Source organism: Flavobacterium branchiophilum FL-15 (assembly GCF_000253275.1).
In the GTDB taxonomy this organism is placed as follows: Bacteria; Bacteroidota; Bacteroidia; order Flavobacteriales; family Flavobacteriaceae; genus Flavobacterium; species Flavobacterium branchiophilum.
Genome location: NC_016001.1, coordinates 1,884,434 through 1,897,245, shown reverse-complemented (window position 1 = coordinate 1,897,245; position 12,812 = coordinate 1,884,434). Strand labels below are relative to the sequence as shown.

Sequence of the window (12,812 nt, the reverse complement as noted above, 5' to 3'; positions counted from 1 at the left end):
TTATGCTAGACTGGCTCATCAATATCGGAAGCAATTATCCAGATTTTTGGAAAACATATACAGAAAAATTTCAAACCAAATCCAAACAGTTTGTTGTTTTGAGTATAGAAACCTCGGGTTTGAATCCTACAGAGGATTACATCATGTCTGTTGGGGCTATTGTTATCAACCAAAATGAAATTTTAGTACGGCAGGTTTTTGATTTTAATTTGAATGAATTTTCATACAATTTAGAAGAGCAATTGAATGCAAAAGAACAAGAACTTATCATCAATTTTATTGATTTTATAGGTAATGCTACACTTATAGGCCATAGAATTCATTTTGATATTGCGATATTAAATGAATATCTCAAAAAAATGCAATGTGGCCGACTGAAAAATGAGGCATTGGATGTAGAAGTGATGTATAAAAAATGGAAAGATACTAATGAAAAAACTTTTACAGTAGAAGAATTATTACAAGAATTTAAGATTGAAAAAAGCGAAAGAAATACGGCTTCAGAGGACGCATTGTCTCTCGCTTTGTTGTTTTTGAAATTAAAATCAAAACTGAATATGCCTTAGATTTTGCCATAATACATGGCTTTTACAATGCCGTCTGAAAGTCCAATTTTGGGTACATAAATGTTTTGTGCTTTGCTCCATTTCATGGCATTCAAATACAATTTCATGGCAGGAATGATAACGTCTGCTCTATCAGGATTGAGGCCCAACTCTGCAATACGTTGTTCATAAGTCAAATTGTTGAGCATTGTAAATTGAGCATTTAAGTAAATATAGGTTAAAGGTTTTTCTTGTGATTTACCCGACATTTTAAATAATTTGTTAATATTTCCACCAGAACCTATCAAGGAAATACTATCATAACCAGATGTATTGCTTACAATCCATTTTTCAATTTCTTTCCAAACGATATCGCTTACGACTTCGTTGAGCAATCGAACCGTACCCGCTTTAAAGGATTTAGAAGCAATAATTTTGCCGTCGGAAAACAACGAAAACTCTGTACTACCACCACCAACATCTACATACAAATATGTTTTTTCTGTTTTTAATAAGAAATGCAAATCGGTTGATGCGATGATGGCCGCTTCTTTTTTGCCATCAATGATGTCGATGTCAATTTCGGCTTCTCTTTTGATAATGTCCACAACCTCTTTGCCATTATAAGCCTCTCTCATGGCCGAAGTGGCACAGGCCAAATAACGTTCTACCTTATGAACTTTCATCAACAATTTAAAAGCTTTCATGGCATCGACCATTCTTTCAATATTTTCGGAAGTTATTTCTCCTACCGTAAAGGCATCCTGACCTAAACGAATAGGTACTCTAACCAACGAACTTTTGTTAAACTGGGTTTGTTTGCCTTTGTATTCGATAATATTAGTAATGAGCAACCGCATGGCATTAGAACCAATATCTATTGCGGCATATTTTTTTATGTTTATATGTTCTGTTGTACTCATTTAATTTTTTTTTGATAAAATCTATAAGATTCTAATTGAGCCCTAAATACAGGTTCGTTGTCTTTTCTTATACGGTATTTATTATCTAAATTTTCAGAATGAAGCCTTACTTTTACATTTCCTTTCCAACCCAAATCAAAACTATCAATCAAATCCTGTTTGATTTTGGGGTCGTATATTGGGCAAGTTACTTCGACCCTACCATCTAAATTTCGGGCCATAAAATCGGCCGACGAAATAAATACATCAGGTTTTCCGCCGTTTCCAAAAATAAATAACCGTGTGTGTTCCAAGTAGTTATCTACTATACTAATGGCTTCAATATTGTCGCTCAAGCCTTTTTTGCCAGGAATCAAAGAGCAAATTCCTCTTACAATTAACTGAATTTTGACCCCTGCCCTACTGGCTTCATACAATTTGTCTATCATTTGAAAATCTGACAAACTATTCATTTTTAGTTTTATAAAAGTAGGAATACCGGCAAGTGCTAATTTGATTTCTTTATCTATCAATTTAACCAATTTTGAGCGGGTATAATGTGGCGAAACTATTAAGTGTTGGTAGCGGTGTATTCTAAAATTTACTTCAAAAAAATCAAAAACTTTTGAAATATCTTTAAGAATTTGCTGATGACTTGTTAATAATGTAACGTCGGTATAAACTTTTGCCGTTGATTCATTAAAATTGCCAGTAGATACAAAACCGTATCGTTTTAATTTGCCTTCTTCAATTCTATCAATTACACAAATTTTGCTATGTACTTTAAGCCCTTTTACCCCAAAAATCAATTCAATACCTTCAGTTTGCATTTGTTCTGCATAAGAAATATTGCTGGCCTCGTCAAAACGGGCTTGTAATTCAATTTGAACCACTACTTTTTTGCCGTTTTTGGCAGCATTGATTAAGGAACTAATAATTTGAGAATTTTTAGACAATCGATATAAAGTAATTTTGATACTTGTTACTTGAGGGTCTAGAGCAGCTTCTCGTAAAAATTTAATAATATAAGAAAATGTTTGATAAGGTGCGTTTACAAGATAATCTTTTTCTCCTATTTTTTTCATTATATTTTCGTCCAAACTCAATCCAGGCACTAATAATGGTGGATTCGTTTTATACAATAAATCCTTACGACCCAAGTCGGGAAAATCCATATAATCTCTTCTATTGTGGTACCTCCCCCCTGGAATGATACTATCCGAAGCATCTATTCCCATTTTTTTTAGGAAAAACTTTAAGGTATCTTTTTCAATAGATTGGTCATATATAAACCGAACGGGCTCCCCAATTCTTCTTTCTTTGACACTAGTAGCTATTTTTTCGAGCATGCTTTTACTCAAATCGCTATCTATTTCCAATTGAGCATCACGAGTAATTTTGATCATGTGTGCCGACACTTGTTCGTAGTCAAAAATATTAAAGATGCTTTGAAGATGCAGCCTAATCACATCGTCAATCATGATAATATATTGCTTTTCATGAATAGAAGGCAATACCACAAAACGATTGATGGATTTTGGTATTTCAATTACAGCATATCTGATTTCGGGTTTTAACAAAGGCAAATTTAAAAGTTTAGATTTTACTTTGCTTTTCATGGTTAATTTTACAGCCAAATAGCCAAAAGTATCTTTTAGCAGCGGAAATTCTGCCAAATCATTTAGAATAATAGTTACTAAAGCAGGAGCCACTTTTTGAACAAAAAAATCTTTAATATAGGTTTTATGTTCGTCTAAAATTTCACTTTCGTTAATAATAAAAATGTTTTGTTCTTCTAATTTTTTTTCGATAATACCCAAAATTCTCAAGCTTTCAGACTGTTGTTTGATGGCTATTTCGGTAATATCTTTAATCAATTGTTTTGCAGTAATGGTACCAATCATTTTGTTTTGCGATGCTTTATTAAGCGTCAATCTTCGAATGGCTGCAAATCGAACTCTAAAAAATTCATCTAAATTATTTGAAAAAATGCCCAAAAATCTCAATCTATCCAGCAAAGGGACGTTTTCGTCTGAGGCTTCTTGAAGTACTCGGGCATTAAAATTGAGCCAGCTTTTTTCTCTGTCTATGTAACTATTTTGTTCTAAATTCATTTTAAATCTTTTGGAAACAGTATTTTTTGTATGGTTCCTTGAGAAATATTTTCCCAAGAATTGGCATTAAAATTAATAGAAACCACTCCTGATGTGGGAACATTTTCTATAAATTTATCGCCAAATTTATTAACAAAATTGGTAATAGCCCCATTATGTCCAAAAATTATCAAATTCTTAACATCGTCTTTACAAGATTTGACAATATCTTCGAGTTGTTTTTCGTCAAACGTATATAAATCCTCTATATAATTAACTGATTCTAAGGGGAATAATAATGAGTTTGAAAAAATTTTTACAGTTTGAGTGGCTCTAGTTGCTGGACTACTCCACACCGTAAATTTATCGGGCAAAAATTGGCAAGTGGTATGGGCAATTTTTTGTGCATCAATGATGCCTCGTACCATAATTGGTCGCATTTTGTCATACATGGGAGTTTCCCAACTAGACTTTGCATGTCTAATAAGTGTTAAATTTTTCATATTATAAAATGGTTAAATTTGGGACTATAAATATAATCATTTTTTTTAATAAAAAATTATTTTTTTGTTTTTTTTTACATCAATTTTAAGGCGATAATCGATCAATTTTCCAAGAAAAATCTTCCTTTAATTGGAATCTAATCCGATCATGTAACCTATTGGGTCTGCCTTGCCAAAATTCGACTTCAACCGGAGACACTATATATCCGCCCCAAAAATCAGGTCTTTGTATTGTATTTTCTTTATAATTTTCTTCTAATTGCTTTAATTTATTTTCTAAAAATGTTCTGTTCTCAATAATTTCGCTTTGATTTGATGCCAAAGCTCCTAATTGACTTCCAAGGGGTCTCGAGGCAAAATAATTGTCTGATATGTTATCGGCCACTTTTGAAGCTATTCCTTTTATGATAACTTGCCTTTCCATCGAATGCCAAAAAAAAGATAAACAAACCTTTGGATTGTTGGCCATGGCTCTTCCTTTTTCGGACTCGTAGTTTGTAAAAAAGACAAAACCATTTTCGTCAAATTTTTTCAACAAAACCACTCTCGATTTTGGGTAGCCATCTAGTCCAAATGTAGAAACCGTCATGGCATTTACCTCTTCTGTACCACCAAATGCTTCCATTTCATGAAACCATCTGTTGAATAAATTAATAGGATCTTCTGTTAGTTGATGCTCTAATAATTCAGATTTTTCATAAGATTTTCTATAATCATGTAAATCTTTCATAATTTTTAATATTAAATATTTTTAGCTTCGTTCCAATACATTTCCATTTCGTTCAAAGATAAATCTGCTATACTTTTTTGACTTTCAATTGCTTTTTGTTCAATATACTGAAATCGTTTAATGAATTTTTTATTGGTTTTTTCGAGTGCATCTTCGGGATTTATTTTCAAAAAACGAGCGTAATTGATTAATGAAAACAATACATCACCAAATTCCTCTTCTATCTTGTTGTGATTTTGATGTTCGATTTCTATTTTCAATTCTTGTATTTCTTCTTCTACTTTTTCCCATACTTGTTGGCTATTTTCCCAATCAAAACCAATACTTTTAGCTTTATCCTGAATGCGACTTGCTTTTACTAGTGCTGGCAAGCTTTTGGGTACTCCTTCTAATACAGATTTTTTTCCTTCTTTTAGTTTGAGTTTTTCCCAATTTTGTTTTACATCATCTTCATTTGATACTTTAGTATTGCCATAAATATGCGGGTGTCTAAAAATCAATTTATCACAAATTTCATGACATACCGCTCCAATATCAAAACTATTGGTTTCGCTGCCTATTTTGGCATAAAATACAATATGCAATAATAAATCGCCCAATTCTTTTTTTATTTCTGTAAGGTTTTGATCTAAAATTGCATCTCCTAATTCATAAGTTTCTTCAATTGTTAGGTGCCGTAAACTTTCAAATGTTTGCTTCTTGTCCCACGGGCATTGGGCTCGTAAATCGTCCATAATGTGCAGCAAACGCTCAAAAGCTTTCAATTGATTGTCTTTATTTTCCATTTTTTGAAATTTACTAATGATTGATATTAAAAAATCCTGTTCAATCATGAATACAATTGAACAGGACTTTTATTGGAATAAATTATACAAATATTATGCAGTTATTTCTTTAGATTTTTCAGTTTCAAGAGTTGGACTGGCTTCAATATAACCTTTGTTTTGTAAAATGTTGTACCAGTTTAAAACCTTTTTTATATCGGAAATATACACTCTATCTTGATCATAATCAGGAAATACTTCTAAAAAGTAAGCGGTTAAATCTTCTTGACCCGCTTTGTGTGAAATTGCTTCGCCATTATTTTCTTTAGCTGCAATATTTTCAAAAACAGTTCTCAATGGTTTTTCTCCTTCATAAGAATACATGGAAATTTCAGACAATAAACTGACATTACTTTTTAGATTTACTGTAATTTTTTTTCCATCTATCAAAGATTCTACTAAAAATCCTGTACGAGTTTGTACTTTTAATACATACAAACCTGGTTTTCCAGAGATAGCTAATATTTTTTCTAAATTCATAAAATGTTTGATTAATTTTAAATTAATTGATATTTATTAATATTCGTTTTATTTACCTTTTTTATTACAAAATCTCATTCGATAATCAGGTCTGGCCTTGCCATCCATAATATTTTGTAATTTCTTTTTTATCAATTGCTTTTTTAATGTAGATACTAAATCTGTAAATAAAATACCCTCGATATGATCATATTCATGCTGAATAACTCTGGCAATCATACCATCAAAAGTTTCAACTTTAGTTTCAAAATTGTCATCTAAAAACTCAATTGTAATCTTTTCTTTGCGATATACATCTTCTCTCACATCTGGAATACTCAAACAGCCTTCATTAAATCCCCATTCTTCGCCTTCTTCTTTTAGCATTTTGGCATTTATAAATGTTTGTTTAAAGTCTTTTAATTTGATTTTTTCTTCGTCTGAAAGGTTTTCACTGTCGCTAAAAGGCTCTGTATCAACAACAAACAAACGAATGGGTAATCCAATTTGTGGTGCTGCTAACCCAATTCCATAAGCATTATACATGGTATCATACATATTTGCAATGAGTTCTTTTAGATTTGGATAGTCTTCTGAAATATTTTCACAAACTTTTCTAAGTACAACATCGCCATATCCTACAATTGGTAGTATCATATTTTAAAATTATTATGCTGATTTTGGTTTTAAAACGGCAAAAGTAATCAAAATTATATCAATTTTTTATTTTTTTATTTCAAATTAATCATTTAATTTCAAAATTTGATTGGTTTTAGCCCGTAAGGTGGCTAATAATTCTGGATTTTCGTTTAATAATTTTCCAAAAGAAGGAATCATTTCGGTTAATTTTGCAGTCCAAGATTCGCTTTGCATTTTGTCTGCAAAACATTTATTCAATACATCAATCATAATCGAAACAGCTGTTGAAGCTCCAGGAGATGCACCTAATAAAGCTGCAAGTGTACCATCGGAACTTGAAATAATTTCTGTACCAAATTCAAGAACCCCTCCTTCTTTCTCATCTTTTTTAATCACCTGCACTCTTTGTCCTGCTTGTAATAACTCCCAATCTTCTGATTTTGCTTCAGGGAAATACTCTCGTAAAGCTGCAATTCTGTCGTCTTGCGATTGCATCACTTGTTGAATTAAATATTTAGTAAGTGGCACATTTTTAAATCCTGCAGATAACATGGGCAACATATTATTGATTTCGATAGATTTAATTAAATCCATATACGAACCATTTTTCAAAAATTTAGTAGAAAACCCAGCAAAAGGGCCAAATAACAATTCTTTTTTGCCATTGATTATCCTAGAATCTAAATGAGGTACAGACATAGGAGGTGCCCCAACGCTGGCTTTACCATATACTTTTACAGCATGATTTTGTATGATGTCTGGGTTGTTGCATTTAAGCCATTGTCCACTTACAGGAAACCCTCCGTATCCCTCACCTTCTTTGATATTGGCATTTTCTAATAGCAACAACGACCCACCACCTGCTCCTATAAACACAAAATTTGCAAAGGCTTTAATTCGTATATTGTTTTGAGTATCTTTAATTTTAAGTCGCCAAACTTTGGTATCTCTTTGTTTTAATTTTCGTACTTTATGGTTGTAAAATATGTGAACTCCTTCTTGTTTTTGCAAAAATTCAAAAATCGATTCTGATAATTTACCAAAATTAACATCTGTACCATATTTCATAAAAGTTGCTGCCAATGTTTCTTTTGAATCTCGACCATTCATTACAAGAGGCATCCATGCTAATAATTGTTCAAATGATTCGCTGTATAACATTTCCGAAAAAAGGGCATTTTCTTTTAATAATTGAAATCTTTTTCGTAAAAAATCAACATTTTCTTCGCCCCATACAAAACTCAAGTGGGGTGTTTTTTTGATAAATTGTTCTGGATTTTGAATGATATTATTTTCTACTAAATAACTCCAAAATTGTCGAGTTACTTCAAAATTTTCAGCAATATTTAAGGCTTTTTTTATATCAACATCGCCATTTTCTTTTTGTGGAGTGTAGTTTAATTCACAAAAAGCAGCATGACCTGTCCCTGCATTATTCCAGGCATCTGTACTTTCTAATGCTGGCTGGTCTAAGCTTTCAAAGATACTAATTTTAATACTGGGATCTAATAATTTTAAAAAAATACCTAAAGTTGCACTCATAATTCCTGTACCAACAAGAATTACATCCGAATTAATTCGGTTAATATGATTTGATGACATAATAGTGTTGTGTGTGTTATTTTCTGGTGCAAAGATACTATGTTATTTTTTTATTTTAATACAAATTTTGAGGTAAATTTATCTTTTATGAAAATTGTTTGCAACGAATTTGCCAAAACACTAATAATAATTTATTTTGTAGCCAAAAAATCTTGTAGCAGTATGGTAGCGGCAATTTCGTCTATTAAAGCTTTATTTTTGCGTTGGTTTTTTTTCAAACCACTGTCAATCATGGTTTTAAAAGCCATTTTTGACGTAAATCTTTCATCTATTCTTACTACCTCAATATTAGGGAAAATGTTTTTAAAATGAGTTACAAAACCATTAATAATAGCAGCACTTTCAGACGGTAAACCATTCATTTGTTTGGGATCGCCAATGACAAGCGTTTTTACATTTTCTGTCTGAAAATATTGAGTCAAAAACGACATTAATTCATGGGTAGGCACTGTGGTTAAACCCGAGGCTATAAGTTGATAGTCATCGGTAACTGCAATTCCTGTTCGTTTTAGACCATAATCTAAAGCTAAAATTCTTGACATATACATTTGATTTTGGTGTAAAAGTATGGTTTTTTTAACAAAAATTAAAATTTTATAAACTGCAAAAAAAAATCTTTTTTTTAAATAAAAATGCTTTATTTTGCACAACGAAAACAACAATTATATTCAAATAATACAACAACTATGCAAGCTATATTGGCCAATGGGTATCAAGTTTTTTTTAATGAATCTGGATACGAAGCACTTCATCAACATTTAAATCAAAAGAAATATTCTACTATTTTTATAATTGTTGATACCAATACAAACGAACATTGTTTGGATGTTTTTTTGCCCCATTTGGAAACCCATTTAAAAATTGAAATCATAGAATTTGAAAATGGTGAGATACATAAAAACCTTGATACCTGTATAGAATTATGGAAAATACTTACTGATTACGGTGCCGATCGTAAAAGTTTGATCATCAATTTAGGTGGAGGTGTTGTTACTGATTTAGGCGGTTTTGTGGCATCTACTTTCAAAAGAGGTATTGATTTTATTAATATTCCTACTTCATTACTTGCCATGGTAGATGCTTCTGTTGGTGGTAAAACAGGTGTTGATTTGGGCAACTTGAAAAATCAAATTGGTGTAATAAATACTCCAGTAATGGTAATTATCGACAGTAATTATTTAGACACTTTGCCTCAAAATGAATTTAGATCTGGATTGGCAGAAATGTTAAAACATGGTTTGATATATGATGAACAATATTGGAATTTGTTCAAAGAAATTGCACAATCTGCAAAAATTGATTCAATAGATACTTTAATTTATCAATCGGTTGTAATAAAAAACGAGATTGTTACCGAAGATCCTCGTGAAAATGGCATACGAAAAGCTTTGAATTTTGGACATACATTAGGACATGCCATAGAAAGTTATTTTTTAGAAAATCCAAATAAAACAACCTTATTGCATGGCGAGGCTATAGCAGCAGGCATGATTTTGGAAAGTTATATTGCTTGGCAAAAAAACTTGATTTCTCAAGCTGCATTTGAGGAAATAAAAACGACAATTAAATTGATTTTTGATGATATAATATTTGAACCAAATGATTTAGAACCTATCAAAGATTTGTTGATTCATGACAAAAAAAATGAATATGGTACGATTCAATTTGCATTAATACAAAATATTGGTTCCATCATATTGAATCAAGAAGTTGAAAATCAATTGATTGAAGCTGCATTTGAAAATTATAAATCTTAATTTTTTTTTTTGTAAAGCCTTGTTATTAGGTAAATTTATTTTTTACATTTGCAATGATGAAAAAGAACACCAAAAACATAAACTTAAAGCTGCACATAGACAATTTTAAATGTCGGTGTGTAGAATTGTTTTTAAATTTTTCAGATTTAAAATCCATTGATGCCTTGTTTTTAGCGTTTCATTTTTATATTTATGGGGAAAAATTACCCATAAAATATGAAAATTTAAGAGTTTGAAAATGAATTATTTTATTAAAATAAGTAATTAATTTTCAAAATCAAGTAAAACTAAATGAACACAAAATATATCGATTTAATCAATCAAACTTATTATTTTCCACAAGAAGAATTCACATTAAATAAAGACAATTTATTGTTTCACAATATCGATTTGATGAAATTGGTAGAAAAATATGGAACTCCTTTAAAATTTACTTATTTGCCACAAATTTCAAAAAACATAAGCAAAGCAAAAGGCTGGTTTAGAAGTGCAATGGAAAAAAATAAATATGAAGGAAAGTATTATTATTGTTATTGTACAAAAAGTTCTCATTTTGAGTACATTATGAACGAAGCTTTTAAGAATAATATTCATATAGAAACATCATCTGCATTTGATATTAATATTGTTGAGAATTTATTGACAAATGGTAAAATAAATAAAAGTACTTATGTCATTTGTAACGGATTTAAACGTGATTTGTATATAGAAAATATAGCTCGTTTGATCAATAACGGTCATAAAAATACAATACCTATTATAGATAATTATGAGGAGTTGGACTTATTGCAAGCAACTATTAAAGGTAAATTTAAAATAGGCATCAGAATTGCTGCCGAGGAAGAGCCAAAATTTGAATTTTATACCTCCAGATTAGGTATAGGTTATAAAAATATTGTTCAGTTTTATAAAAAGCAAATCCAAGAGAATAAAAATTTGGAACTCAAAATGTTACACTTTTTTATCAATACTGGTATAAATGATAATGCTTATTATTGGAACGAGTTGGTAAAATGTATTAAGGTGTATATTGCTTTAAAACGGGAATGTCCAACATTAGACGGGTTGAATATTGGTGGGGGATTTCCTATAAAAAATTCATTAGCATTTGAATATGACTATCAGTACATGATTGATGAAATCATCAACCAAATCAAAATTGCTTGTGATGAAGCAGAAGTGGATGTTCCGAATATATTTACAGAATTTGGTTCATTTACAGTAGGAGAAAGTGGCGGTGCTATTTATCAGATTTTATATCAAAAACAACAAAATGATAGAGAAAAATGGAATATGATAGATTCCTCATTTATCACTACGCTCCCAGATACTTGGGCAATCAACAAAAGGTTTATCATGTTGGCCATCAATAGATGGAATGATAATTATGAAAGGGTTTTATTGGGCGGATTGACCTGTGATAGCGACGATTATTACAATTCTGAACAAAATATGAACGCCATTTATTTGCCTCGATATAATAAAGAAAAACCCTTGTATATAGGATTTTTCAATACGGGAGCCTATCAAGAAACGATTGGGGGCTATGGTGGATTGCACCATTGCTTGATTCCGCAACCCAAACATGTATTGATAGATAGAGACGAAAATGGCATTTTGGCTACTGAAATATTTTCTGATCAACAAACATCCGACGAAGTTTTGAAAATATTAGGATATAAATAAATATTTGCATAAAAATACATTAACGATACATATAAAGTAAGATAAAGATGAGTAAAGGGCCAATAAGTCAGTTTATAGAGAAACACTATTTACATTTTAATTCCGCATCGTTGGTAGATGCTGCAAAAGCGTATGAACAACAATTAGCCAATGGTGCTAAAATGATGGTAACAATGGCAGGAGCTATGAGTACTGCTGAAATAGGAAAAATATTTGCAGAATTTATTCGTCAAGATAAAGTGCAAATTATTTCATGTACAGGAGCCAATTTGGAAGAAGATATCATGAATTTGGTAGCCCACTCCCATTATGAACGAGTGCCACATTATAGAGATTTGACCCCACAAGAGGAATGGGATTTATTAGAAAGAGGATTAAATAGAGTTACAGATACTTGTATTCCAGAGCATGAAGCTTTTAGAAGGTTGCAAAAACACATTTATAAAATTTGGAAAGATGCAGATGATAAAGGCGAACGCTATTTTCCGCATGAGTTTATGTATAAAATGTTGCTTTCGGGTGTTTTAGAAGAATATTATGAAATTGACTTGAAAGACAGTTGGATGTATGCAGCTGCAGAAAAGAATTTGCCAATTATTGTACCTGGCTGGGAAGACAGTACGATGGGAAATATTTTTGCTTCGTATGTAATCAAAGGCGATTTGAAAGCATCTACAATGAAATCTGGTATAGAATATATGACTTATTTGGCAGATTGGTATCCTAAAAATAGTGCCAATGGTATTGGATTTTTTCAAATTGGTGGCGGTATAGCAGGTGATTTTCCTATTTGTGTTGTACCTATGCTTTATCAAGATATGGAAATGCACGACGTACCATTTTGGAGTTATTTCTGTCAAATATCAGATTCGACAACTAGTTATGGATCCTATTCTGGTGCTGTGCCAAATGAAAAAATTACATGGGGTAAACTAGATATTACTACTCCTAAGTTTATTATTGAATCAGATGCTACGATTGTTGCCCCATTGATTTTTGCCTATTTATTAGATATGTAAAAAATACTTTTAATATTCAAAAAAAAACATACCATTTCTAAAAAACAAATATT

General features: G+C 31.1%; 13 protein-coding genes. 4 read left to right on the top strand and 9 right to left on the bottom strand.

Features of this window, described 5'->3' with window-relative positions; genetic code table 11:
* Nucleotides 1–2: 2 nt before the first annotated feature.
* A complete protein-coding gene (locus tag FBFL15_RS08185) occupies nucleotides 3–566 on the top strand; it encodes an exonuclease domain-containing protein (protein ID WP_014084145.1) in 564 nt (187 codons plus the stop codon).
* On the opposite strand, the gene FBFL15_RS08180 is transcribed toward FBFL15_RS08185, so the two are convergent.
* The 9 genes from FBFL15_RS08180 to ruvX all read right to left on the bottom strand — a co-directional run bounded on the left by FBFL15_RS08180 (nucleotide 563) and on the right by ruvX (nucleotide 8,839).
* A complete protein-coding gene (locus tag FBFL15_RS08180) occupies nucleotides 563–1,468 on the bottom strand; it encodes a Ppx/GppA phosphatase family protein (protein WP_014084144.1) in 906 nt (301 codons plus the stop codon). The two genes, FBFL15_RS08185 and FBFL15_RS08180, sit on opposite strands and share 4 nt — an antisense overlap.
* On the bottom strand, nucleotides 1,465–3,561 hold the full coding sequence (gene ppk1 / locus FBFL15_RS08175) for a polyphosphate kinase 1 (protein ID WP_014084143.1): 2,097 nt from the start codon (nucleotides 3,559–3,561) through the stop codon (nucleotides 1,465–1,467). The genes FBFL15_RS08180 and ppk1 overlap by 4 nt, the downstream gene beginning before the upstream one ends.
* Complete coding sequence (locus FBFL15_RS08170) at nucleotides 3,558–4,043, bottom strand: SixA phosphatase family protein (protein WP_014084142.1); 486 nt, start codon at nucleotides 4,041–4,043, stop codon at nucleotides 3,558–3,560. Before FBFL15_RS08170 ends, ppk1 begins: the two co-directional genes overlap by 4 nt.
* 85 nt (nucleotides 4,044–4,128) lie before the next feature.
* Nucleotides 4,129–4,773, bottom strand: a complete 645-nt coding sequence (gene pdxH / locus FBFL15_RS08165) for a pyridoxamine 5'-phosphate oxidase (RefSeq protein WP_014084141.1) — start codon at nucleotides 4,771–4,773, stop codon at nucleotides 4,129–4,131.
* Between the two features lie 11 nt (nucleotides 4,774–4,784).
* Nucleotides 4,785–5,558, bottom strand: a complete 774-nt coding sequence (gene mazG / locus FBFL15_RS08160; protein WP_044032505.1) for a nucleoside triphosphate pyrophosphohydrolase — start codon at nucleotides 5,556–5,558, stop codon at nucleotides 4,785–4,787.
* Nucleotides 5,559–5,651: 93 nt separating this feature from the next.
* A complete protein-coding gene (locus tag FBFL15_RS08155; RefSeq protein WP_014084139.1) occupies nucleotides 5,652–6,077 on the bottom strand; it encodes a DUF5606 family protein in 426 nt (141 codons plus the stop codon).
* A 48-nt stretch (nucleotides 6,078–6,125) separates the two neighbouring features.
* Nucleotides 6,126–6,713: a peptide deformylase gene (gene def / locus FBFL15_RS08150; RefSeq protein ID WP_014084138.1), complete on the bottom strand. Its 588-nt coding sequence runs from the start codon at nucleotides 6,711–6,713 to the stop codon at nucleotides 6,126–6,128.
* 84 nt (nucleotides 6,714–6,797) lie between these two features.
* Nucleotides 6,798–8,297, bottom strand: a complete 1,500-nt coding sequence (locus FBFL15_RS08145; RefSeq protein ID WP_014084137.1) for a malate:quinone oxidoreductase — start codon at nucleotides 8,295–8,297, stop codon at nucleotides 6,798–6,800.
* A gap of 131 nt (nucleotides 8,298–8,428) precedes the next feature.
* The gene (gene ruvX / locus FBFL15_RS08140; protein ID WP_014084136.1) at nucleotides 8,429–8,839 is read right to left on the bottom strand and encodes a Holliday junction resolvase RuvX; all 411 of its coding nucleotides are present in this window, start codon (nucleotides 8,837–8,839) and stop codon (nucleotides 8,429–8,431) included.
* Nucleotides 8,840–8,983: 144 nt separating this feature from the next.
* Here ruvX and aroB point away from each other — a divergent pair, with 144 nt between their 5' ends.
* The 3 genes from aroB (at nucleotide 8,984) to FBFL15_RS08120 (ending at nucleotide 12,759) form a co-directional block, all read left to right on the top strand.
* On the top strand, nucleotides 8,984–10,054 hold the full coding sequence (gene aroB / locus FBFL15_RS08135; RefSeq protein WP_014084135.1) for a 3-dehydroquinate synthase: 1,071 nt from the start codon (nucleotides 8,984–8,986) through the stop codon (nucleotides 10,052–10,054).
* Between the two features lie 291 nt (nucleotides 10,055–10,345).
* On the top strand, nucleotides 10,346–11,740 hold the full coding sequence (locus tag FBFL15_RS08125) for a type III PLP-dependent enzyme domain-containing protein (protein ID WP_014084134.1): 1,395 nt from the start codon (nucleotides 10,346–10,348) through the stop codon (nucleotides 11,738–11,740).
* 47 nt (nucleotides 11,741–11,787) lie between these two features.
* A complete protein-coding gene (locus tag FBFL15_RS08120) occupies nucleotides 11,788–12,759 on the top strand; it encodes a deoxyhypusine synthase family protein (RefSeq protein ID WP_014084133.1) in 972 nt (323 codons plus the stop codon).
* Nucleotides 12,760–12,812 lie beyond the last annotated feature (53 nt).

Excerpts from the sequence above, each read along its gene's own strand:
- pdxH (WP_014084141.1), bottom strand. The coding sequence starts at position 4,773 with ATGAAAGATTTACATGATTATAGAAAATCTTATGAAAAATCTGAATTA.
- ppk1 (WP_014084143.1), bottom strand. The coding sequence starts at position 3,561 with ATGAATTTAGAACAAAATAGTTACATAGACAGAGAAAAAAGCTGGCTC.
- FBFL15_RS08120 (WP_014084133.1), top strand. The coding sequence starts at position 11,788 with ATGAGTAAAGGGCCAATAAGTCAGTTTATAGAGAAACACTATTTACAT.
- FBFL15_RS08155 (WP_014084139.1), bottom strand. The coding sequence starts at position 6,077 with ATGAATTTAGAAAAAATATTAGCTATCTCTGGAAAACCAGGTTTGTAT.
- mazG (WP_044032505.1), bottom strand. The coding sequence starts at position 5,558 with ATGGAAAATAAAGACAATCAATTGAAAGCTTTTGAGCGTTTGCTGCAC.
- def (WP_014084138.1), bottom strand. The coding sequence starts at position 6,713 with ATGATACTACCAATTGTAGGATATGGCGATGTTGTACTTAGAAAAGTT.
- FBFL15_RS08125 (WP_014084134.1), top strand. The coding sequence starts at position 10,346 with ATGAACACAAAATATATCGATTTAATCAATCAAACTTATTATTTTCCA.
- FBFL15_RS08180 (WP_014084144.1), bottom strand. The coding sequence starts at position 1,468 with ATGAGTACAACAGAACATATAAACATAAAAAAATATGCCGCAATAGAT.
- ruvX (WP_014084136.1), bottom strand. The coding sequence starts at position 8,839 with ATGTCAAGAATTTTAGCTTTAGATTATGGTCTAAAACGAACAGGAATT.
- FBFL15_RS08145 (WP_014084137.1), bottom strand. The coding sequence starts at position 8,297 with ATGTCATCAAATCATATTAACCGAATTAATTCGGATGTAATTCTTGTT.
- FBFL15_RS08170 (WP_014084142.1), bottom strand. The coding sequence starts at position 4,043 with ATGAAAAATTTAACACTTATTAGACATGCAAAGTCTAGTTGGGAAACT.
- aroB (WP_014084135.1), top strand. The coding sequence starts at position 8,984 with ATGCAAGCTATATTGGCCAATGGGTATCAAGTTTTTTTTAATGAATCT.
- FBFL15_RS08185 (WP_014084145.1), top strand. The coding sequence starts at position 3 with ATGCTAGACTGGCTCATCAATATCGGAAGCAATTATCCAGATTTTTGG.